We start from the raw sequence: 22,931 nt of genomic DNA, 5'->3' as shown, positions 1-22,931 counted from the left end.
TCATCTGCCAGAGTTATCCTTAGTATTTCCAATAAAAATATAACATAACCAGTTATTTATTGCAACCAAGGGGTATTTAGACGTTGTTTTCATAATGGGTTCGCGACGTTTATGGATGTATAAAAAAATAGACTCCGTATTCGGAGTCTATTCAGTTTTGTGCTTTTAAAATAATGACAGCTGGTTTTGATCCGGCATACCTTCAAGGCAGCCATGGTTATCCAGATATTCAAGAATTGTCTTTGAAATTTTCCCGCGCTGCTGGAGATCTTCTTTAGATAGAAATTCCCCTTCCTCACGCGCCTTTACGATATTGATTGCTGCGTTCGTTCCGAGTCCTGGGATCGCATTGAATGGCGGAATCAATTTATCATCTTCGATAATGAACTCTGATGCACTCGATTTGTAGAGATCGACCTTCGCGAATCCGAAACCGCGCTCACACATTTCCAGTGCAATTTCCATTACTGTCATAAGGTTCTTTTCCTTGGTGGATGCTTCGAGCCCTTTGGCGTTGATTTCCTCAATCACCGCTCGGATGCTCTCAGAACCACGCACCATCGCGTCGACATCAAAGTCATCTGCCCTTACGGTAAAGTATGCTGCATAATACATGAGCGGATGGTGCACTTTGAAATACGCAATCCTTACCGCCATTAAAACGTAGGCAGCCGCGTGGGCTTTAGGGAACATGTACTTGATTTTTTTGCAGGAATCAATATACCATTCCGGCACTTTATTCTTGCGCATCTCTTCTTCCATTTCATCGGTAAGGCCTTTACCCTTACGGACAGATTCCATTATCTTAAAAGCGAATGCCGGCTCGAGTCCCTGATAAATCAGGTAAACCATGATATCGTCACGGCAGCCGATTACTTCGCTGAGATTGCAGATATTATTATGGATCAGTTCCTGGGCATTTCCGAGCCATACGTCCGTACCGTGTGAAAGGCCGGAAATCTGTACGAGCTCTGAGAACGTCGTCGGCTTCGTATCCTCAAGCATCTGGCGTACAAAGCGCGTCCCGAATTCCGGTATCCCTAATGAACCTGTTTTTGACATGATTTGTTCTTCGGTCACACCCAGTGATTCAGTGCCGCTGAATATTTTCATGACTTCAGGGTCATCAGTCGGGATTGTCTTTGGGTCAATACCGCTTAAATCCTGAAGCATCCTGATTACCGTTGGATCATCGTGTCCCAGGATATCAAGCTTTAACAGGTTATCGTGAATCGAATGGAAATCAAAATGAGTGGTTTTCCATTCTGATGTGCTGCTGTCTGCCGGGAATTGAATTGGCGAAAAATCAAAAATATCCATATAATCCGGTACAACAATGATACCGCCAGGGTGCTGCCCGGTTGTCCTTTTTACACCCGTACAGCCAGAAGCCAGGCGGTCGATTTCTGCCCCGCGAAGCTGAAGATTGTTATCGCCCTGGTAGCCTTTCACATATCCATAAGCTGTCTTATCCGCTACGGTACCGATGGTTCCTGCACGGTATACATACTCCTCACCAAATAGCACTTTCGTATAGTTATGGGCACGAGGCTGGTATTCACCGGAGAAGTTCAAATCGATATCGGGAACCTTGTCACCTTTGAATCCCAGGAAGGTTTCAAACGGGATATCGTGTCCATCCTTTTTATATTTGATCCTGCAATCCGGGCAATCCTTATCAGGCAGGTCGAATCCTGAACCGACTGAACCATCATTGAAGAACTCGGACTTTTTGCACTTAGGGCATACGTAATGCGGCGGAAGCGGATTAACCTCCGTAATCTCGGTCATGGTAGCTACAAAGGATGAACCGACTGAACCACGGGATCCTACAAGATAGCCATCATCCAATGATTTTTTTACGAGTTTATGAGAAATGAGGTAAATGACCGCAAACCCGTTATCGATGATACTCTTCAATTCTTTTTCCAATCGGGCTTCAACGATTTCAGGAAGGTCGTCTCCGTATATACTCCGCGCCATTCCATAACTCATGCTGCGCATTTCTTCGTCAGCGCCTTCGATTTTCGGAGTATACAGATCATCTTTTATAGGCTTGATCACATCAATCAAATCCGCAATTTTATTCGTATTTTCGACCACAATCTCTTTCGCTTTTTCTTCTCCGAGGAATTTAAATGCATCCAGCATCTCATTCGTCGTCCTGAAATGGACGTCCGGCAGCTCATGACGATTAAGCGGGTTTGCTCCACCCTGGGAGTTGACCAGGATTTTGCGGTAGATTTTATCATTTTCATTCAGATAATGGACATTCCCTGTGGCAACGACTGGCAAGTCCAGCTTCTCTCCCAGCCTGACAATATTCGTGATGATATCTTCTAGTGCCTTCTGGTCCCTTACTAACTCCAACTCTAGCAAATGAGCGTAAACAGCTTTCGGATGAACCTCAAGATAGTCATAGAATTGCGCTGCTTCTTCAACCTCTTCCGGGCCTTTTTGCATCATGCCCTCAAAAACTTCACCTTTGTCACATCCGGATCCGATCAATATACCTTCGCGATGCTTATTCAGCACAGAACGCGGAATTCTCGGCACCCTGTAAAAATAATCGATATGGGAAATGGAAACTAGCTTAAAAATGTTTTTCAGGCCAACCTCGTTCTGAGCAAGCAGGGTGGCATGATATGGCCGCGCTCTCTGGAATGCTTTACCCTGGCCCATATTATCATTAAGCTGATCATGGTATTCCAGGCCTTTTTCTGATGCATCCTTTAGCATTTTCAACAATAAGTACCCTGTAGCTTCGGCATCATAAATCGCACGGTGGTGCTGCGTCAATTCAATATCGAATTTCTTGGCAAGGGTATTCAGCCTATGGTTTTTCATTTCAGGATAAAGGAAGCGGCCGAGTTCCAGTGTGTCTATAACCGGATTTGCTGCTTTTCCAATGCCGATTTTTTTATATCCAACATTAAGGAATCCCATATCAAATGAAGCATTGTGGGCAACAAGAACACTGTCTTCTGTCCACTGATGGAATTTTTGCAGGACTTCACTTACCTCCGGTGCATTGCGGACCATATCGTCGGTAATACCCGTCAGGTTAATGGTCGTTGCTGACAAACGGTGATGAGGATTGGCAAATGATTCGAATCGGTCGATGATTTCACCGCCGCGAATTTTCACTGCTGCAAGTTCAATGATCGTATCGTATACCGCTGACAGACCTGTTGTCTCGACGTCAAAAACAACATATGTATCTTCAGCCAGCAATCTATGCGCGTCATTATAGGCGATGGGAACTCCATCATCAACCAGGTTAATTTCCACACCATAAAGGATCTTAATGTCATTTTTCTTTCCGGCACCGAATGCTTCCGGATAAGATTGGACAACTGCGTGATCCGTAATCGCCACGGCTTTATGTCCCCACTTTGCGGCCTGAGCAACAAGGGAACTGACAGGAGTTACTGCGTCCATCTGGCTCATAGGTGAATGAAGATGCAGTTCAACCCGTTTTTCTCCCTCAGGAGCGGTGTCTATCCTACCTTTAGGCTTGATTTCATTGATATCGTTACCGATCATGACAAGATCGCGCACAAAAGTATCATTCTGTATACTTCCTCGAACTTTAAGCCACATCCCTTTGGATACACGCTGGTAAAGTGCTGCGTCTTCTTTATCTCTGGAGAACATCTTCACCATGATCGAGCTTGTATAATCAGTAATTTTGAAAGTTAGAAGTGTTCTGCCGCTGCGAAGCTCTTTAGTCTCAGCAAAGAATACAAATCCTTCAATAGCTACGCGACGCTCTTCATCGATAATATCCTCGAGCTTGCGGAAATCTGCATCATCTTTGATTGTCAGACCGATGGTTAACGGCCCATCCTGTGCAGGTCCGTCACCCTGAGCTTTTTCGGCTTCCTTCTTCTGCATTTCTATCATAGCCATCAGTCCACGTTCCTGGTCTTCCTTCTCCTTGGCTTTCATGAATTTCTCATACTCATCCGAAGTGCTTTCTTCGCTGACTACGGTATCAATCGTCAATAATGGAAAACCAAAACCCTGGTAGATGTCGGCAATAGTTCCGCCGTATTTTCTTTTTAGAGCAAGTCCTTCTGCTTCATTTCTGGCTGTTAAAACAACTTTTGTACCCTGGATTTTTGGTGTCTGTTCATTCAGCAGTTTTAATAATGGAGGGGCAATGCCGTCGATTTCCTTTATGCATACCTTCCAGTAATCAAGGATGTGCTGTTCAGTGATTGTCTGCTCAAGCACTCTCACCGAGTAGGATATTTTAGCAATATGCGAGAAAGTCTGTTCAAGCTTCCCTACGAATGTGCTGTAAAGCTGACAAGGAATGATTCTTTCAAACTGAAAAAAGAAATGCCACTTTCTTGCCTGCTTTTCAATTACTACCCGGTCAATTTCAGCATTTTGAAAATGAGTGACAATAGCATCTTCTGTTAGCTGCAGCTGCTGCAGCAGGAGCTGAAACCTTTCTTTTTTCCCTGACGAAAGATCACTCATGATTATTTTCTCTCCCATCTGAAAAGCTTAATTCTATCTATCAGGCTCAATTGCCCATTGGAAAACAACTCTAGTTGTGTTAATCCGTGTTTAATAGCAAAGGTTATTATAACATAAAATGTTTGTGCCGTTACCCGTGTTTGATATTTCCATTTTGGTTATTAAAACTCTTTCTAGCTCAACTGCAGCCGTATTAAATGGCTAGGGAATCATAACCTGTTAACGAAGTTACTGTTGACTGAGATTTCTTGTCTACGGAGACTAATTTCTTTTAATGTCACCGTGTACCCTGAGATTTCTCTTTGGCGGGTACATGTTCGCCTTTTATGTAACGATAATCTACTGGGTTTCACTTTTATCCGCACATGAACGCCTTTTATGTGGCGATAAAGTACATGCTTTCACTTATATCCGCACATCAAACACCGTTTACGTAACCATAAAAACACCAGATGACAAATTAACATAAATAAAGCGGATCCTTTTCTAGGACCCGCTGGTTTATCATAGTTCTTGCAAAATGTTTTTCAAAGTATCCGCTAAATCATCTTTGTGCACTTCCTGCATTTCGCCGTTTTTGCGGATTTTGACTTCGACGATTCCTTCACTGGCTTTCTTCCCGACTGTAACTCTAACAGGCAAACCGATCAGGTCTGAATCGGCGAATTTCACTCCCGGGCGCTCCTGGCGGTCATCGAACAGGATGTCCATTCCCGCTTTCTGCAGGCCTGAGTATAATTCTGCTGCCAGGTCTGCCTGGGCACCATCTTTCATGTTCACGGCAATCAGGTGGACATCAAATGGTGAAATAGTTGGAGGCCATACTAATCCATTTTCATCATTGAATTGTTCGGCAACGGCCGCCATTGTCCGGGAAACCCCGATTCCGTAGCAGCCCATGATCATTGGCTTAGTCCGTCCATTTTCATCAAGGATTTCAGCATTCATGGCTTCACTGTACCTTGTGCCAAGCTTGAATACATGTCCTACTTCGATTCCCTTTGCAAAAACAATTGTTCCCTGGCCATCTGGAGATGGATCACCTTCTTTAATAAAACGCAGGTCTGTATATTCCGTTACTTTGAAGTCACGTTCAGGATTTACATTAGTGTAATGATAATTCTCTTCATTGGCACCGCAGACGCCATTAACAATTGCTTTAACGGCATTGTCAGCGATCACTTCAACGCCATCTACTCCGATTGGACCAAGAGATCCGACTGAGCATCCCAAAACTTCTTTTGTTGTATTAGTGTCTGCCAATTCTACAACTGAAGCTTCATAGAAATTCTTCAGCTTGATATCGTTCACTTCATGGTCACCACGGACTAAAACAAGAACAAAGCGATCATCCACTTTGAACAGCAAAGACTTAATGCATACATTATCTTCGACATTCAGGAAGCTGGACACTTCTTCAATCGTCTTCTGGTTTTCAGTATGAACTTTTTTGAGCTCTTTTGCCGATTCACCGCTCTTTTCATATACAGCAGTAACTGGTGCCATTTCAATATTGGCCGCATAGTTGGAAGTATCCGAGTAAGCAATGGTATCCTCTCCGATATCTGAAAGTACCATGAACTCGTGAGTGTCCTTGCCTCCCATTGCGCCGGAATCTGCAATGACTGCGCGGAAATTAAGGCCACAGCGCGTGAACACATTGGTGTATGCCTGGAAAATCCGATCATAAACCTCGTCAAGGCTTTCCTGTGTTGCATGGAAGGAATACGCATCCTTCATAATGAATTCACGGCCGCGGAGAAGGCCGAATCTTGGACGCTTTTCGTCACGGAATTTAGTCTGGATCTGGTATAGCGTCAATGGAAGACGCTTGTATGATTTAACCTCATCACGCACAAGACTTGTGATGACCTCTTCATGGGTAGCACCAAGAGCAAACTCTCGATCATGCCTGTCCCTTAGCCTCATCAGCTCTGGTCCATAAGAATACCAGCGGCCGGATTCCTGCCATAGTTCTGCCTGCTGCAGCGCTGGCATGAATAATTCAGCTGCGCCGGCATGGTTCATTTCTTCCCTGATGATTGCCTCTACTTTTTGAAGGACCTTTCTCCCTAAAGGCATATATGTATAGACACCGCTCGCGTTTTGGCGGATAAACCCTGCCCTGAGCAATAGCTGATGGCTTTTGACTTCTGCATCCGCTGGCACTTCTCTTAAAGTAGGAATAAGCGACATACTCTGCTTCATTAACGAACACCTCATTATGATAATTTCATATCTTTCGAAAAAATGTTTCCTGCCCAATGAGTCTCAGGCAGGAAATTTATTTTACAGGAAAAATCTCTGGATGTCATTCCACGTGACCACAAGCATTAAAAGCATTAGCAATGCAAATCCAATAAAGTGGACCATTCCTTCTTTTTGCTTATCGATCGGTTTTCCTCTTAACGCTTCAACCGCAAAGAACGTCAGCCTGCCGCCATCCAGAGCTGGAAACGGAAGCAGGTTCATAATTCCAAGATTTATGCTTAAGATTGCTGCCCATTTCATAAGATAGAAGATTCCTGATTTGGCCACAGTGTCTGTAGAAACATAAATACCCACCGGTCCAGACAAGGCATCAATCGAAAATTGTCCCGTCAAAAGCTTCCCAAGCATGGAGAAAATTTCGACAGTCCAGAAATAGGTCTCTTTCACTCCATAGGAGATGGATTTCAATGGTGATTTTTCTACAGGGCTGTATACACCAATCAATCCGATTTTTTCGCCTTCAACTTCTTTTGATTCAGGTATAACCGGCAATTCCATACTTTGTCCATCACGATTAATCGAGAAGCCTAGCTCATTTCCAGGATTTTTACGGATGATTTCCACCACATCCTGCCAGCTTGATACTTCCGAACCCTCGATGCTGTTGACAACATCCCCTTCCTGCAGCCCCGCTTTAAGGGCACTGCCATCAGGAGTAAGCTTGCCCAGTACAGGTTCGTTAGAAGGAATTCCCTGGAACAAGGCAAGGATAATGAAAATGACCATTGCCAGGATGAAATTCATCATTGGTCCTGCGAAGATTGCCATTGTTCTTTGGCCGAGAGTTTTTGAGCCGAATTGCCTGTCATAAGGGGCAATTTGTGTTTCTACTCCATTTTCAACAAGAACAGCAGTCTTACTGACAGGGAAGGATTTCAGAAGGCTGTCGTCTTCTCCCTCCTCGTATCCTTTTATAAAAAGCTCATGTTCAATATCTGCTTTTTCGACCTCAATGATTCTTGCATTTGGAAACTTTTCCTTATTTGTAAGGATAATTTTTTGAACTTCATCGTTCTTATTAAAAAGCAAACCCACTCTATGCCCTGGCTTGATTTCAATCATTTCCGGGTCTTCGCCAGCCATTCTCACAAATCCGCCGATTGGCAGGAGACGGACCGTATAGGTCGTTTCATTTTTTTTATGTGAAAAGACTTTTGGGCCAAATCCAATTGCAAATTCCCTGCAGAGGATACCTGCTCTTTTAGCGAATATAAGATGCCCAAGTTCATGAAAGAATACGAGGGCGCCAAAAATGACAATAAAGGCAATAACTGTATTCAAATTATCTAACCACCTTTTTTAAGGATAAGAATCGACTTTTTCCTTTTATAATAGCGAATTCACAAAGCTCCTTGTCTCTTTGTCAACCTCTTGGATCGTTTCCAGGTCGGGATTTTCTATGATGTCATGGTTTTCCATTGATTTCTCTATTAAGTCTTCAATTTGGAGGAAATTGATTCTGTCGTCCAAAAAGGCGGCTACCGCTGCTTCATTTGCTGCATTCATTACCGCAGGCATTGTGCCTCCTGCCCGACCGGCATCATAAGCGAATTTAAGGCAACGGAAACGGTCAAGGTCCATGTCTGTGAAGTGAAGCTTTCCCACTTCGGCCAGGTTCAGCCTTTTCCCTGTAACTAAAGGCAGTCGGTCAGGGTATGTAAGAGCATATTGAATTGGCACCTTCATATCCGGGGTCCCAAGTTGTGCAATGATACTTGTGTCATGGAATTCAACCATTGAATGAATGATGCTCTCCCTGTGGAGCAGAACCGAAATGTCATCATACGGCAGGGAAAACAGCCAATGTGCTTCAATGACCTCTAAACCTTTGTTCATCATTGTCGCGGAATCAATCGTAATCTTAGCACCCATCGACCAGTTTGGATGGTTCAAAGCATCTGATTTAGTAACGCCCTGAAGTTCATCCCTTGTCCGGTCCCTGAAGCTCCCTCCGGATGCTGTCAGGATCAATCGTTCAATATTCTTTTCTTTTTCACCCTGTAATGCCTGGAAGATGGCGGAATGCTCACTGTCGACCGGAAGGATGGCAACTTTATGCCGCTTCGCTTCGCCCATAACGATATGACCAGCAGTTACAAGCGTTTCCTTATTTGCGATCGCAATGGTTTTTCCTGATCGAATGGCTTCGAGTGTCGGCTTTAGCCCCACACTGCCTAAGACGGCGTTTATGAGCACGTCAGCCTTGTTAAAAACTGCAGCTTCTACAAGACCTTCATGTCCATACACCATTTTTATCGAGGGAAATTCTGACCTTAAACAATCTGCATCTGCTTTCTCCTGTACTGAAACAAGTTCCGGCTGAAATTCATTGATAATCTTCCTGCTAAGCTCTACATTCCTGCCAGCAGACATCGAAACAAGTTTGAACTCCTCAGGATGCTCCCTGATGACATCTAGTGTCTGGATCCCAATTGACCCGGTAGCACCCAACAAGCTGATTCTCTTCACGATTTTTTCACTCCTAATATCTTCAGCGGGTAAAAATAATACCCGAAATTATCTGTCCAGATAAATCACGTACAATGTCCGGAACAACCATTATAGCAAATGAATTAAATGGATTAACGGCCAGACAAAGAGCAGACTGTCAAAACGGTCAAGCATGCCCCCGTGGCCTGGAAGTATATTTCCTGAGTCCTTCACATTGTAATGCCGCTTTAATGCTGACTCGACTAGGTCGCCTATTTGTCCAAAAACAGATAAGAAGGCAGTCGCAGCCAAAAGCAGGATTGCCGATACTTCCATATCGCCAAATATACTGAAAAGCAAGGCAACAACCAGTGCTGATACTATACCTCCAAAAAAGCCCTCTGTCGTCTTATTGGGACTGATTTCGGGCCAAAGCTTATGTTTGCCGATCGCCCTCCCAATAAAATATGCTCCAGAATCGGTAGCCCAAATAATGAAGAGCGAGTAAAAAACATATATCAGGCTTGCTTCCCTGGTTTCAATAAAGAAATAAAAACCAAGTCCGACATAAAGTGTCGACATGATTGAATAGGCTACATCTTCAAAAGTGAAGCGGTTTTTAGTAATGACAGTATAAGTCAGAAATAAAAGGACTCCAAGAAAGAAAAGCTCCAATTTTGTATAATCCAACTCATTTAGAAAACCACTGTATCTGCTTGGAATCAGGAAAATCCATAATAGGATCAAGGAAAGAATACCAGGAACCGAGAAAAGATTTAACTGTTTCATTTTAAGTGCTTCATATAAGGCTACGGAAGCTATCAAATATACCATTGCGATGAATGGCCACCCCCCAAAAATAACGATTGGAAGGAAAATAGCTGCTGCTATGACTGCTGTAATGATTCTTTGCTTCATCTATTTATTCACACCTTTTTTATACTCCTCCAAAACGCCGCTGCCGGCCTTGGAATGCTTCAATTGCTTCGATAAAATGTTCTTCATTAAAATCCGGCCACAGTACGTCAGTGAACCAGAATTCGGTATATGCAAGCTGCCAAAGCATGAAATTGCTCAGACGAATTTCTCCGCTTGTCCTGATCAGCAAGTCCGGATCGACCAATTCCTTTGTCATTAAGTATGATGAAAAGGCTTCTTCTGTCAGGTCATCTTCCGAAATCTTGCCGGACTTCACATCTTCCATGACTTTTTTTACACCGTCTAAAATTTCTGCTCTGCTTCCGTAATTAAGAGCAAAGTTTAGTACAAGACCTGTGTTATTCTTTGTCTCCTCCATTGCTTTGCCAACTGCTCTCCTTGTATGCTCAGGAAGCACATCCATGTATCCGATCATTTCTACACGGACATTCTCTTCAATCAACTCTGGAAGGAATGTACCCAGGAACTCTTCTGGAAGCTTCATCAGGAAATCAACTTCCATTTTTGGCCTCTTCCAATTCTCTGTTGAAAAAGCGTATACAGTAAGTGCCTTTACTCCAATTTCGTTAGCCAGCCTGGTAATTTTACGTACAACTTTCATTCCTTCATGATGGCCGGCTACACGAGGCAATGCCCGTTTTTTGGCCCAGCGACCGTTTCCGTCCATGATAATGGCAACATGAGACGGTACTTGGTGGTCTTTTATTTGAAGTATACGATCTCGGAAACCGGAAGGACTTGGATCCTTCTTCCACGGATTCATTTTATTTAACATTAGGACAGCTCCCCCAAAAGATTATCTTTAGCTCCAACAAGTCATTCAACCAGGATTGATTTTCCCTGAATGGATTGGAGCTGAAGCCGGATTGCTCACTAAAAGACATTAGAGTAATCCTTTTCTTCTCTCTTCCATTTCCATATGCCACTATCATACCAAAAAAGAATAAAGATATCTCTATAAACGGATAGACTATGGGTGATATTATTTGCTTCAGCCTGCTCAATAAAATTCACAGCTTTTATATAAGGCTATTTTTTCATTGCTTGCCGCTTTCCAAAAACAATTTGTTCTTCTGCATCCTAAAAAAAGGGTTCTGGTTTCTTTCGGCGGACTCCTAGACATGAATGGAGATGATACCTGCACTGTACCTGGTCAACCTTTTGGCAAAAGCAACAATTTTTTGCGAAACGAGCCTTATATAAAAGCTATGTTTGTCTAATAAAAATAAGAATAGATCAGCCAATATTATTATATTCTATCATTCAGGCCGTTTTCATAAACTCATGGTTTCAGATTCCCTTTAAAATTGTCTGGATTATTGACAGTTTCGGCAGGAAATTCTTACATTCCGATAAGTACCGCTTAAAAAATTGATATTATGTATAGAGAAAAAACCCCCTGGAAAACAGAGGGTTTTCGATGATCATTCCCAGGAAGTGAATTAAACTTCCATGATTTCTTTTTCTTTGTCTTTTGCAATCTGATCGATCTTGGTGATATGTTCATCCGTAAGCTTTTGAATATCGTCAGAGTATCCACGAAGATCGTCTTCAGTGATTTCTCCGTTTTTCTCCAATTTCTTCAAATCTTCATTTCCATCACGGCGAATGTTACGAACTGCAACTTTTGCTTCTTCAGCTTCCTTTTTCACAAGCTTCGCAAGTTCCTTACGGCGTTCCTCTGTCAACTGAGGGATTGCGATTCTGATGATCGAACCATCGTTCGCAGGATTTAATCCAAGATCAGATTTCAGGATTGCTTTCTCAATTTCGCCAAGGATTGACTTATCATAAGGCTGGATGACCAAGAGTCGTGCTTCCGGCACTGAAATTCCGGCAAGCTGATTAACCGGTGTAGGTGCTCCGTAATAATCCACCTGGATCCTGTCTAAAAGAGAGGCATTTGCCCTGCCTGCACGGATGCTGGCAAGTTCGCGGGTAAAAGCCTGGATCGCTTTTGACATTCTTTCTTTCACATTAGCAATTGCTTGTTTTGGCATTAGTTTTTCCCCCTCACGATAGTTCCGATTGTTTCACCCATTACTGCTCGTTTAATATTACCTTTTTCCATGATCGAGAATACAATTAATGGTATGTCATTGTCCATACATAGGGATGAAGCGGTAGAATCCATGACAGCAAGGCCTTCCTTGAGCACATCCAAATAAGAAAGCTCTTCGTACTTCGTCGCGTTCTTGTCCACACGCGGATCTGCAGAGTAAACACCATCAACATTGTTCTTAGCCATAAGGATCACATCTGCTTCAATCTCAGCAGCCCGCAGTGCAGCGGTTGTATCCGTCGAGAAGTACGGATTTCCTGTTCCGGCAGCAAAAATGACAACGCGTTTCTTCTCGAGATGCCTGATTGCCCTTCTTCTAATATATGGTTCTGCAACCTGACGCATTTCGATGGAAGTTTGAACCCTTGTCTCGATTCCCGCTTGTTCCAGACTGTCCTGCAAAGACAGGGAATTCATGACGGTAGCAAGCATGCCCATATAGTCTGCCGTCGCTCTGTCCATTCCCATTTCTTCGCCGATTTTGCCTCTCCAGATATTTCCTCCGCCAACTACTACAGCGACTTCCACATCGAGTTCCGCAATCTCTTTCACCTGGTCTGCAACATTTTTAATTACCGACGGATTGATGCCAAATCCTTGTTCTCCGGCTAATGCTTCTCCACTTAACTTTAAAACAACTCTTTTGTATTTAGGGCTGGTCATAGGGTACCTCCATATGTAATTTCAGGCTTTTCACTCGCATGGTTCAAGCGGAAAAAGCCTGATTAAAGCTATGTCCAAAAACAGGGAACACAAGAGTGTTCCCTGCAATTACATAGGCTAGTAAATAATTATTTCTTGTTTACTTGGTTCATTACTTCCTCAGCAAAGTTGTCTTCACGCTTTTCGATACCTTCGCCTACTTCGTAACGAGTAAACTCACGAAGAGTTCCGCCTTTTGATTCAACAAACTGGCGTACTTTTTGATCAGGGTTCTTTACAAATGCCTGGTCAAGAACACAAACATCTTCGAAATATTTGCTTAGGCGGCCTTCAACCATTTTAGCAACGATATTTTCCGGCTTGCCTTCGTTAAGAGCTTGCTGAGTAAGAATTTGACGCTCATGCTCAACTTCTTCTTGAGATACTTCGTCACGTGATACATATTTAGGGTTCAATGCAGCGATGTGCATGGAAACATCTTTAGCTGCTGCTTCGTCAGTAGTTCCTTCAAGAACGGATAGTACGCCAATGCGTCCGCCCATGTGAAGGTATGCACCGAATGCATCGCTGTCTGTTTTTGTTTTAACTTCGAAACGGCGAAGTGAAAGCTTCTCACCAATTTTAGCAATTGCATTGTTGATGCGAGTTTCTACTGTATCGCCATTTTCCATTGTTTGAGCGTTAGCTTCTTCAACAGATGCAGGCTTATTCTTGAGAAGGTGCTCAGCGATTTCCTTAACAAGAACCTGGAAGCCTTCGTTCTTTGCTACGAAGTCTGTCTCAGAGTTAACTTCAAGGATTACAGCTTCGTTGCCTTCTGAAAGGATGTAAGTTGTGCCTTCAGCAGCGATGCGGTCAGCTTTTTTAGCAGCTTTCGCGATTCCTTTTTCACGAAGGAAATCGATCGCCTGGTCCATATCACCATTTGTTTCCTGAAGTGCTTTTTTGCAGTCCATCATTCCAGCGCCAGTTTTTTCGCGCAATTCTTTTACCATTTGTGCAGTAATTGCCATAATGAAATTCCTCCTAAAATCTTGGTTATATGTAACTATACTTTATTTTAACTTGATTTCGCCAATATAAACCCCAATGGAATTTATCTGGAATATAAGTCTTAAAAAAAGGTGATAAAGGGTGCTTCCCTATATCACCTTATTTTAAATTAAGCTTCTACAGCTTCTGTAGTTTCTTCACCTTGCTTAGCTTCGATAATAGCATCAGCCATTTTTGAAGTTAGCAATTTAACAGCGCGGATCGCGTCATCGTTCGCAGGGATAACTACGTCGATTTCGTCTGGATCACAGTTTGTATCAACAATTCCAACGATAGGAATGTTCAATTTGCGTGCTTCAGCAACAGCGATGCGCTCTTTGCGTGGGTCAATGATGAAAAGAGCATCTGGAAGGCTCTTCATGTCCTTGATTCCGCCCAAGAACTTTTCTAAACGCTCTTGCTCTTTCTTCAATTGAACTACTTCTTTCTTAGGAAGCACTTCAAAAGTTCCATCTTCAGACATTCTTTCGATGTTCTTAAGACGAGAAATACGCTTTTGGATTGTTTCGAAGTTAGTTAGAGTACCACCCAACCAACGTTGGTTAACATAGTACATACCAGAACGAGCTGCTTCTTCTTTAACAGAATCTTGAGCTTGTTTCTTAGTACCTACGAAAAGAACAGTACCGCCGTTACCAGCTAGTTCCTTCACATAGTTGTATGCTTCTTCAACCTTCTTAACAGTCTTTTGAAGGTCGATGATGTAGATGCCGTTACGCTCAGTGAAGATATATTTCTTCATCTTAGGGTTCCAACGGCGAGTCTGGTGACCGAAGTGTACACCAGCTTCAAGCAGTTGCTTCATAGAAATTACTGACATTGTGTTTCCTCCTAATGGTTTTGTTTTCCTCCGTCCAAATCATTTTCAGCCAGGAACTGTCTAAACAGCACCATCTGGCCAAATCAATGAACGTGTGTATTAACACCATGAGATAATATAGCATAAAAAAAAATGACATTCAAGTTATTCTTGCGTATTTTGGCGAAATTTAAGCAGAAGTTCTATTTCTGTCTTTCCTTTATCCAGTTTCCTGGCTATTTCTTCTGTAGTCAAGCCCTGGGTTTTCATAGATACAACCTGGTCAATGATGCTTAGCTCCCTTGCTTCCGGTCCAGGATCCTCTGGAAGAATGCTCTCCATTTCTGTCTCTTTGGTTTCCACAGAAGCAATTGCGGCCGTTTCACTGTTTTTCTTATAAGCCTGTCGCGCAGCTTGGTATGAGATTCCTTTTCCAAGGCGGTTCTCCTGGCTCTTAATACCAGCTTCCTCATCCATATGAGTACCGACTGCATCATCAGAGGACTTAACTTGGCTAGTCTTTGCTCGTAAATCAGTATTTGCCATCAATTCAAGGAATTTATCATTCTCTTCCTTCAATTCAAAAAGATAGGACGAAAATATTTCTTCTATTTCGCTGATGATTTTTCCCTGCTTTTTCTCAGCTTCCACGAGCCTGTTTTGTCTTAAGTATAATAGGATAATTGCGAAGATCGCTGCCGCGTTTAGTATGAGGCTTAAAAGTAGTAGAAAAGTGGTCATAACATCCCTCTATCCGCTGTAATCAATCACCTTCCCTTTATAAGGGTGGTGTGGCTTTACTGGCTGAGGATCCTTGTTCTTTTGATTGCCCCTGCCGTTTTGCTCCTGATGGCCTGAATGGGAGTCCTCCTGATTCAGGCGGGCTTCTTGCTTTTGATGATTCTTAACTACCGTCTTGCGCTTTAAATCATCTTCCTTTGCCACACTTTGTGCCGCATGCTCCTGAAGATGCTGTCCCCGCTGCTGAAGTTGTTCCTGAATTTTGCCGGCATCATGTGTCCTCGGAAGAGCAATCTGCAATTCGATTGCTTTGAGGCTCATCATGTCACATCCTAACTAGTGGAGTATCGACGTTTACGATCGAATTAATGGAAATTTCACTGTTTTCAAGATAAAAACCAACACTTTTGTACAGCTGGTTTGTCAGGATTGCATATTTCCCAAAAAAGACCTTGGTATTTGGGAAAACTTTTTCATATACAAGTAAGGAGGAATGCATCCGATCCTGTTTTTCAAGCTGTAAGAGTTCCAGATCAGCCTGCAGTTCTGATAGACTCTGTTCCATCTTGAGCCTGGTATTCCGCTGTTTTGCAATCATTTGCTTCTGCTCACTCGATAGTGTACCTGTCCGCTTGCCAATTTCAGAAAGCTTAACTTCTATTTCTGTCAATTTTCGTATATTCGCTTTTGCAGTTTCGATGGATGAAAGGGTTTCTTGTTCTGTTTTTTCAAGTAAAGGATCCCAGCCGACAGCTAATTCTGTCTTGGTAAAAAGTTCATTCCCCAATTCCTTTACGGTAATATTCCGGCCAGCCGAAATTGTCCCGCCAATTATGGTTCCGGTATGGCAATCCACATTCCCTGCAGCTGTCAACTTACTATGCAGAATGGAAGATTTCACAATAATGTCCTGACCTGCTTTTACATTTGCCTGGTTTAGATAGTTCGCAAATACGCTCCCCCCAGCAGCAACTCTTCCCTTCATCGCTCCGGCCACCCCGCCTTTGATGACAATATTGCCTCCTGCCTGGATATTTGCTGCTTCTACAAGACCATCTACTATGATGTCGCCCCCAGCTATGAGCTGATATCCGCTTGGAACATTGCCTTTAATGGCTATATTGCCGACAAAATCAACGTTCCCTGTTCTCAAATCAAGATCACCTTTGACCTCGAAAACAGGATTAACTGAGATGGATTTTTGCGTAATGCTCACCTGTCCATCACATAGAGCATAAAATTGTCCAGATTCATAGACAACATTATTGCCTGCCCTAATCCTTAGAGGACGGCCGTGCTTTGCAGGAATGATTCTGCCGGAAACATTTTTCCCTGGTGTCCCTTTAACAGGCGGAACAACAGTTGCCAGCAACTGGCCTTTACTAACTGAAGGAATCTGCATAATAGTACGGAAATTAAAGACCTTCTGTTCTTTAAGGCTATTTTGATCTAGTTCGTTGCGCAAATAGGAATCTTCTCCATCAACATTCCGCGTTCCTTTCGCTATTGTCACCGGATATTGTACAGAATCGGGATTTTCTGAAATTTTCGCCAGTACATCCATTTTTATCCCGTAAACAATCTTTTCCTTCTGCAAGATCTTCAATAATTTTTCTACTGAAATAGATAGCTCTTCAACCTGAACATCCAGTTCAAGTTCTGCTGTAAGTCCGTCTTGTGATATCCTTACTCTGCACTCCGAAGCCAAATCCATCTCCATCTCCTGCCTTCTATCAGGCTGACTGCAGCCATTTTCTTAATTTAAAAATTGCCTTTGAATGAATCTGCGATATTCTGGAGGTAGATAAATTCATGACTTGACCTATTTCTGTTAACGTTAATTCTTCTTTATAAAATAAACTCAACACAAGCTGCTCTTTATCATTTAATTTTGAGATTTTATCAGCTACCTCTTCGAGCATTTCGGACTTGATGAGCTTGTCCTCAGGAATTTCAGCCTTATCATCCTTGATTACGAATGACTGGTTATCACGCTCATCATTCTCATTTGGATGCTCGTCGATGGAGAGGATATTTGCGAAAAAGTGTTCATTAATTGTCGTGTAGATTTCAGTTTCATCCACATTCAATTCGTTAGCGATTTCTTCAATGGTTGCATTACGCATCAGTCGCTGTTCGAGTCTCTCGATTGCTGCATCTATTTTTTTGGCTTTTTCCCGTGTACTTCTTGGGAGCCAGTCTTCCTTTCTTAACCCGTCCAATATCGCCCCGCGAATCCTAAATGAAGAATATGTATCAAACTTCAGATCCCTGTTTGGATCGAATTTTTCCAGAGCATCATATAAACCAATCATTCCCAGACTCCTTAAATCATCTCTGGAAACACTCTTTGGCAGACTCACTGAGATTCTTTGCACATGGTAGGAAACAAGTGGCATGTATTTTTTTATCAGCATATTCCCCGCATCCGGATCACGGGACTGTACCCATTTATCCCATGTTTCCTGTTCCTCGGAAGTGGATCCTCGTACCATTGTCATCCTCCTCACGCGCATTACGCATTATTCTTGGTGTTACTCTAATTTGATTGCTGCTTTAGTTAACGGTGTTCCTAAGCCATTTGGTAACTTATTAGCCCAAATGCTTTAATAGTTTTAAAAAACAAACATACCAGGCTTTATGCTTTACTCTCCGAAGCCAATTAATTAAATCTCACTATTACCTTTATTAACCGTCCTGATCTGCATCAAACCGGTTTTTGGGTCGAACTCGATAGTCCTGCCGCTATTACCGCCAACATCCTGTGCTATGACAGGAATCCGGAGTTCCTTCAATTCCTGTAAAACCGCTTCTACGTTCCTTGGCCCAATCCTCATCATGTCATTGCTTCCTGAGAATTGGAACATTTGTGCTCCTCCGGCGATCTTTGCTTTTATCCCTGTCTGCTTTGCTCCTGATTTTACCATTATCTCATAAAGTTCCTTAACAGCAGTATTTGCAAATTTCGCCTTATTCAGCGGTTCTGTGCGCGATAGCGATGAATCCGGCAGCATGATATGCGCCATGCCAGCCATCTCTCTCGCCTGGTCATACAATACTACTCCAACACAGGATCCAAGGCCAGTTGTCCGGATTAAGTCAGGGACCTTGACCATATTCATATCCGCAATGCCAACTTTAACGATTTCTGCTGTTTTATACATCAACCTTTACTCCCAGCGCGGAAAAAATAATATTAAAAGAATCCGGGTCAGGCAATAGGAAAAAATGCCCTTTCACGCTTTCCGGGAGCTGAGCGTCTTCTTCATCGAGGGCGGTATCTATCACGATCGCGTAATCACTTACCTGCGACAATTCCAGCAGTCCAAAACTGATAACTGCACCAACCATATCAATACTTAATGCTGGCACGGATGGATACAGGCTCAATTTAGTAAAATCAGACAAAGAAGAAAGATAGGATCCCGATAAAATATTGCCAAGTTCCTGGAGTGCCGACAATGCCAATTCATGATCCTGTTTATCGGAAAACGAGAATGATTGATTCTTAGTCAGCTGGCCGATATATTTTTCTGCCTGAGGAAGCGGAAGTATAAAGAACATACTTCCAGGAGCCTCTCCCTCAATGCGAAGAAAAACACTTGCTACGACGTTGTCTGCGCCTCCTGCCAGTTCCATCACTTCGTCAAATGAGACAACCCGGACACTGGGCACTTTCATATCTATTTTTTTATCCAATAAAGTAGATAAGGCTGTTGCAGCATGTCCAGCCCCAATATTGCCAACCTCTTTTAAAATGTCCAGATGAATGTCCGAAATGCTTTTAAGAAAAGTCATCGTCAACTTCCTTTCTCTCCCTATAAAGCTGGTACTTCTTCGGACGCCAGAATTTTATCCAGATCAATTAAAATTAATAACCTCTTATCAAGATTGGCTACTCCCTTGATGAATCCCTCTGCCGCTAATCCAACTACCTCCGGCGGGGGTTCAATCACGCTTGCTGGGATATCAATGACATCATTAGCTCCATCAACAATCAAGCCAACTTCCTTATCTTCAACAGAAACAATGATTACTCGAGTGCTATCAGAGTAACCTTGTACCTCGATCCCAAATCTTATGCGTAAATCCAAAAGCGGAGTCACAACTCCTCGAAGGTTCATTACCCCTTTTACAAATGGGTTAACATGGGGCACACGTGTAATATGCATGATTTTTTCAATTGATTTAACCTGGCTAACAGGTACTGCATATTCTTTATTGTTTAATTGGAATACGATAACTTTTAAATCTGAACCTGAATGTTCAGCCATCTTCATCACTCCTAAAATATCGTCTTCATCAGCCTGACAATGAATCTATTTAATTAACGCGTTGCAATCCACAATCAATGCTACCTGGCCATCACCAAGAATTGTTGCTCCGGAAATCGCGAATACATTTGTTAAATAGTTTCCTAACGATTTAAGGACTACCTCTTGCTGGCCAATAAAGGAGTCGACTATTAAGCCGGCCATTTTATCCCCTTTTCGGACGATTATGACAGAGTGGAATGAATCATCCTGCGCTTCATAAGGAACCTCGAAAATATCTTTGAGGAAAAGCAGCGGAACAACTTTGCCTCTAAAATCAATCACTTTTTGATTATGGGCATTCATGATATCAGAATCTTTGATAATGGCTGTCTCAATAATGGATGATAAAGGAATAGCGAACTTCTCTTTCTGGATTTCTACTAACATAACTGAAATAATTGATAGTGTTAGAGGGAGCTGAATAGAGAAAACCGTCCCCTGATTCTCTTTGGAATCAATAGAAATAGAGCCTCCCAGAGATTCTATCGTATTTTTAACAACATCCAGTCCTACACCTCGTCCAGAGATATCGGAAATCGTCTCTGCAGTTGAAAAACCTGATGAGAGGATTAATTCAAAGGCTTGTTTATCAGTAAAGCTGGCAGCTGATTGTTCAGTTATGATTCCCTTGCTGATAGCTTTCTGCAATACCTTCTCCCTGTTGATTCCAGCCCCATCATCTTCAATTTCAATGAAAACATGGTTTCCGCTATGGAAAGCCCGCAGGACAACAGTTCCCTCTTCATTCTTCCCTTTCGCTCTGCGAACTTCAGGAGATTCAATCCCATGATCCACCGAATTTCTCAGCAAGTGTACCAGCGGGTCGCCAATCTCATCTATGACAGTGCGGTCCAGTTCTGTTTCCGCACCAATGATTTCCAGGTTGATTTTTTTATTCAAGTCTCTGGCTAATTGACGGATCATTCTAGGGAATCGATTGAATACTGTTTCAACTTGTACCATACGCATATTTAAAATGATATTCTGGAGATCCCCGGATATCCTTGACATACGTTCAACCGTTTCGGTAAGTTCACCATTGTCCAAATCCTTGGATATTTGCTCCAGTCGCCCGCGGTCGATAACTAATTCTTCAAATAAATTCATTAAGATATCCAAACGCTCGATATTTACACGGATAGTTTTGCTGCTGTTAACCTGCTGTTTAACACTGTTCTTTTTTTCCTCGACAGGTGATGCATCTGGTCCATTGGATGGTAACAGTTCAGCTAGTGGAGCATTTTCCGCATCTGTGTCCACTGATTTTTCTAGAGCTTCGACTTTTAAATTCATTTTGTCTACATCAAGCTCTATTGGCCGGACTTCCGTTTTAACCACTTCAGATACCTTCATAATCTTGCTTTTAATATCCTCAGGAATCTCTCTGGAGATAAACGTTACCGAGAATTCGTGATCAAACTGTTCTTCCTCAAGCTGTTCGACTGAAGGGTTCGCTTTGATTACCTCTCCGATTTTTTCCAGGACTTCGAACACCATATAAACCCTGGCAGCTTTCAGCAGGCAATCTTCACGCAATGCGATTTCAATTTCATACACTCCAAATCCCTGTTCTTTAGACTGCTTAAGAACCGTCAGTTCAAATTCATCATAATTTGATTTTGGTGCTTCCATTACCAATGAAGCTGCTACTTCTGCATCAGCTGCTGTGTGCAGGGTTTCACCTTTTTCTATCAGAATTAACTTCTCAACTGTTTCGGACACGTCCTTTTTCCCATCGCCTCCAGCTGCAATCGACTGGACCATATCTTCGAGATGATCGACAGCCATGAAAATGACATCGATGATTTCCGGTGTTGTGAGCAAACGGTTATTCCGAATCGCATCCAGAACATTTTCCATTTGATGAGTCAGGCTGGCCAAATCTTCATACCCCATCGTGGCAGACATCCCTTTAAGGGTATGGGCAGATCTGAAGATTTCGTTAATAATCGATAAATCGTGCGGATTCTTCTCCAGCTCAAGCAGTTGTTCATTACAGGCCTGTAAATGTTCCTTGCTTTCTTCTATAAAAACTTCTAAATATTGATTTAATTCCACGTGCTGGCACCTCCGGCCTCAAATATAATTCATGATTGTTTCAGCAATGTGTTCAACATTTGCCACATCATCCACCATGTTCGTTGCAATAGCAGCTTTCGGCATCCCGAAAACAATGGATGAATCCTGCGATTCTGCAATGGCCTTTACATTCCCATTCTTCTTCATTTCGATTAGGCCTCTGGAACCATCTGCACCCATCCCGGTCATGACGACAGCTACTTTGGAGTAGTTCTTGATTGCACTGACCGACTCAAACATCACATCTACGGAAGGTCGATGACCGTTTCGCGGAGGAGCTTGGCTTAACCTGACCGCCAATGATGGACCTACATTCTTAACTTCCAGATGAAATCCTCCCGGCGCTATATATGCCGTCCCTTTTTGTAAAAGCTCCCCATCTTCTGCTTCCTTGACCGTAATGCTGCTCAAGGAATCCAGACGGGCGGCAAGAGACTTCGTAAAGCCTGGCGGCATGTGCTGGACAACAAGCAAAGGTACCCCTATATCTTTTGGCAGTGAGGTTAAAACTTGCTGCAGAGCTCTTGGTCCTCCTGTCGAAGTACCGATGCAGACAATTTTCTTCGCTTCTGGACTAAATCTTTTGCCAAAAAGTTTTGCTGAATTTTTTTCTGGTTGTGTTGAAGTGTTTATCGCCATTCCTGCCGTTCGTGCTTCTTGCTGGCTGCTTAATTTAGATAGATTCGCCTTGCTTGCAGATAACACTTTCTCGATTAATTCTGTTTTGACTTTATGTAAATCAATAGATATGGATCCTGAGGGCTTTGCCACAAAATCCACTGCACCTGCCTGAATTGCCTGGAGTGTTGTATCAGCACCCTCTTTTGTTGTGCTTGATAGCATGACGACCGGCAGAGGCCGTTCTTGCATGATTATTTTCAAGACTTCCAGGCCATTAAGTTTTGGCATTTCAACATCAAGGGTGATGACATCCGGGTGTGTTTCCCGATATTTTTTCAAGGCATCCTCTCCGTTACGTGCCGTGCCAATTACTTCAATCTCAGGATGTTCTGATAGAAAGTCGCTGATCAGCTTTCGCATGAAAGCTGAATCATCTACGATGAGAACTCTTATCCTTGCCACTCGA

At 42.8% G+C, this 22,931-nt stretch carries 19 protein-coding genes; all 19 read right to left on the bottom strand.

What is annotated here, in order from left to right:
* Positions 1–165: 165 nt before the first annotated feature.
* A complete protein-coding gene (locus tag B5X77_RS13305; RefSeq protein WP_079508465.1) occupies positions 166–4,491 on the bottom strand; it encodes a PolC-type DNA polymerase III in 4,326 nt (1,441 codons plus the stop codon).
* A gap of 504 nt (positions 4,492–4,995) precedes the next feature.
* Positions 4,996–6,699 (bottom strand): proline--tRNA ligase, encoded by a 1,704-nt coding sequence (locus B5X77_RS13300; RefSeq protein WP_079508464.1) that lies wholly within the window; start codon positions 6,697–6,699, stop codon positions 4,996–4,998.
* Between the two features lie 81 nt (positions 6,700–6,780).
* Positions 6,781–8,043, bottom strand: a complete 1,263-nt coding sequence (gene rseP / locus B5X77_RS13295) for an RIP metalloprotease RseP (protein WP_079508463.1) — start codon at positions 8,041–8,043, stop codon at positions 6,781–6,783.
* Between the two features lie 45 nt (positions 8,044–8,088).
* Positions 8,089–9,231, bottom strand: coding sequence for a 1-deoxy-D-xylulose-5-phosphate reductoisomerase (gene dxr, locus B5X77_RS13290; protein WP_079508462.1), 1,143 nt, complete (start codon positions 9,229–9,231; stop codon positions 8,089–8,091).
* 90 nt (positions 9,232–9,321) lie between these two features.
* Complete coding sequence (locus B5X77_RS13285; RefSeq protein WP_079508461.1) at positions 9,322–10,110, bottom strand: phosphatidate cytidylyltransferase; 789 nt, start codon at positions 10,108–10,110, stop codon at positions 9,322–9,324.
* Between the two features lie 19 nt (positions 10,111–10,129).
* A complete protein-coding gene (locus B5X77_RS13280; protein ID WP_079508460.1) occupies positions 10,130–10,906 on the bottom strand; it encodes an isoprenyl transferase in 777 nt (258 codons plus the stop codon).
* A gap of 667 nt (positions 10,907–11,573) precedes the next feature.
* Positions 11,574–12,131, bottom strand: coding sequence for a ribosome recycling factor (gene frr / locus B5X77_RS13275; RefSeq protein WP_079508459.1), 558 nt, complete (start codon positions 12,129–12,131; stop codon positions 11,574–11,576).
* Positions 12,131–12,856 (bottom strand): UMP kinase, encoded by a 726-nt coding sequence (gene pyrH / locus B5X77_RS13270; RefSeq protein WP_079508458.1) that lies wholly within the window; start codon positions 12,854–12,856, stop codon positions 12,131–12,133. The genes frr and pyrH overlap by 1 nt, the downstream gene beginning before the upstream one ends.
* A 128-nt stretch (positions 12,857–12,984) precedes the next feature.
* The gene (gene tsf / locus B5X77_RS13265) at positions 12,985–13,869 is read right to left on the bottom strand and encodes a translation elongation factor Ts (RefSeq protein ID WP_079508457.1); all 885 of its coding nucleotides are present in this window, start codon (positions 13,867–13,869) and stop codon (positions 12,985–12,987) included.
* Between the two features lie 149 nt (positions 13,870–14,018).
* A complete protein-coding gene (gene rpsB, locus B5X77_RS13260; protein ID WP_079508456.1) occupies positions 14,019–14,729 on the bottom strand; it encodes a 30S ribosomal protein S2 in 711 nt (236 codons plus the stop codon).
* A gap of 144 nt (positions 14,730–14,873) precedes the next feature.
* The gene (locus B5X77_RS13255; RefSeq protein ID WP_079508455.1) at positions 14,874–15,449 is read right to left on the bottom strand and encodes a hypothetical protein; all 576 of its coding nucleotides are present in this window, start codon (positions 15,447–15,449) and stop codon (positions 14,874–14,876) included.
* 9 nt (positions 15,450–15,458) lie between these two features.
* Complete coding sequence (locus B5X77_RS13250) at positions 15,459–15,773, bottom strand: hypothetical protein (RefSeq protein ID WP_257391807.1); 315 nt, start codon at positions 15,771–15,773, stop codon at positions 15,459–15,461.
* Between the two features lies 1 nt (position 15,774).
* Positions 15,775–17,163, bottom strand: coding sequence for a DUF342 domain-containing protein (locus tag B5X77_RS13245; RefSeq protein WP_176167313.1), 1,389 nt, complete (start codon positions 17,161–17,163; stop codon positions 15,775–15,777).
* A 19-nt stretch (positions 17,164–17,182) separates the two neighbouring features.
* Positions 17,183–17,944: a FliA/WhiG family RNA polymerase sigma factor gene (locus tag B5X77_RS13240; protein WP_079508452.1), complete on the bottom strand. Its 762-nt coding sequence runs from the start codon at positions 17,942–17,944 to the stop codon at positions 17,183–17,185.
* Positions 17,945–18,115: 171 nt separating this feature from the next.
* Positions 18,116–18,613, bottom strand: coding sequence for a chemotaxis protein CheD (locus B5X77_RS13235; RefSeq protein WP_079508451.1), 498 nt, complete (start codon positions 18,611–18,613; stop codon positions 18,116–18,118).
* Positions 18,606–19,247, bottom strand: coding sequence for a chemotaxis protein CheC (locus tag B5X77_RS13230; RefSeq protein WP_079508450.1), 642 nt, complete (start codon positions 19,245–19,247; stop codon positions 18,606–18,608). Before B5X77_RS13230 ends, B5X77_RS13235 begins: the two co-directional genes overlap by 8 nt.
* Positions 19,248–19,267: 20 nt before the next feature.
* On the bottom strand, positions 19,268–19,723 hold the full coding sequence (locus B5X77_RS13225) for a chemotaxis protein CheW (RefSeq protein ID WP_139378354.1): 456 nt from the start codon (positions 19,721–19,723) through the stop codon (positions 19,268–19,270).
* Positions 19,724–19,768: 45 nt separating this feature from the next.
* Entirely contained in the window at positions 19,769–21,823 is a 2,055-nt protein-coding gene (locus B5X77_RS13220) for a chemotaxis protein CheA (protein WP_079508448.1), read from the bottom strand.
* Positions 21,824–21,841: 18 nt separating this feature from the next.
* Positions 21,842–22,927: a protein-glutamate methylesterase/protein-glutamine glutaminase gene (locus B5X77_RS13215; RefSeq protein ID WP_079508447.1), complete on the bottom strand. Its 1,086-nt coding sequence runs from the start codon at positions 22,925–22,927 to the stop codon at positions 21,842–21,844.
* Positions 22,928–22,931: the final 4 nt, after the last annotated feature.

Origin of the sequence: Mesobacillus jeotgali (assembly GCF_900166585.1) — a bacterium.
GTDB lineage: Bacteria > Bacillota > Bacilli > Bacillales > Cytobacillaceae > Mesobacillus > Mesobacillus jeotgali_A.
Note: the sequence above shows the minus strand (reverse complement) of the source record. Positions and strands in the feature narration are given on the sequence as shown.

Coding starts and splice junctions, on each gene's coding strand:
- B5X77_RS13255 (WP_079508455.1), bottom strand. CDS start 15,449: ATGACCACTTTTCTACTACTTTTAAGCCTCATACTAAACGCGGCAGCG.
- B5X77_RS13250 (WP_257391807.1), bottom strand. CDS start 15,773: ATGATGAGCCTCAAAGCAATCGAATTGCAGATTGCTCTTCCGAGGACA.
- frr (WP_079508459.1), bottom strand. CDS start 12,131: ATGCCAAAACAAGCAATTGCTAATGTGAAAGAAAGAATGTCAAAAGCG.
- B5X77_RS13300 (WP_079508464.1), bottom strand. CDS start 6,699: ATGAAGCAGAGTATGTCGCTTATTCCTACTTTAAGAGAAGTGCCAGCG.
- B5X77_RS13305 (WP_079508465.1), bottom strand. CDS start 4,491: ATGAGTGATCTTTCGTCAGGGAAAAAAGAAAGGTTTCAGCTCCTGCTG.
- B5X77_RS13240 (WP_079508452.1), bottom strand. CDS start 17,944: ATGGTACGAGGATCCACTTCCGAGGAACAGGAAACATGGGATAAATGG.
- pyrH (WP_079508458.1), bottom strand. CDS start 12,856: ATGACCAGCCCTAAATACAAAAGAGTTGTTTTAAAGTTAAGTGGAGAA.
- rpsB (WP_079508456.1), bottom strand. CDS start 14,729: ATGTCAGTAATTTCTATGAAGCAACTGCTTGAAGCTGGTGTACACTTC.
- B5X77_RS13245 (WP_176167313.1), bottom strand. CDS start 17,163: ATGGATTTGGCTTCGGAGTGCAGAGTAAGGATATCACAAGACGGACTT.
- B5X77_RS13230 (WP_079508450.1), bottom strand. CDS start 19,247: ATGACTTTTCTTAAAAGCATTTCGGACATTCATCTGGACATTTTAAAA.
- B5X77_RS13235 (WP_079508451.1), bottom strand. CDS start 18,613: ATGTATAAAACAGCAGAAATCGTTAAAGTTGGCATTGCGGATATGAAT.
- B5X77_RS13285 (WP_079508461.1), bottom strand. CDS start 10,110: ATGAAGCAAAGAATCATTACAGCAGTCATAGCAGCAGCTATTTTCCTT.
- B5X77_RS13225 (WP_139378354.1), bottom strand. CDS start 19,723: ATGGCTGAACATTCAGGTTCAGATTTAAAAGTTATCGTATTCCAATTA.
- tsf (WP_079508457.1), bottom strand. CDS start 13,869: ATGGCAATTACTGCACAAATGGTAAAAGAATTGCGCGAAAAAACTGGC.
- B5X77_RS13280 (WP_079508460.1), bottom strand. CDS start 10,906: ATGTTAAATAAAATGAATCCGTGGAAGAAGGATCCAAGTCCTTCCGGT.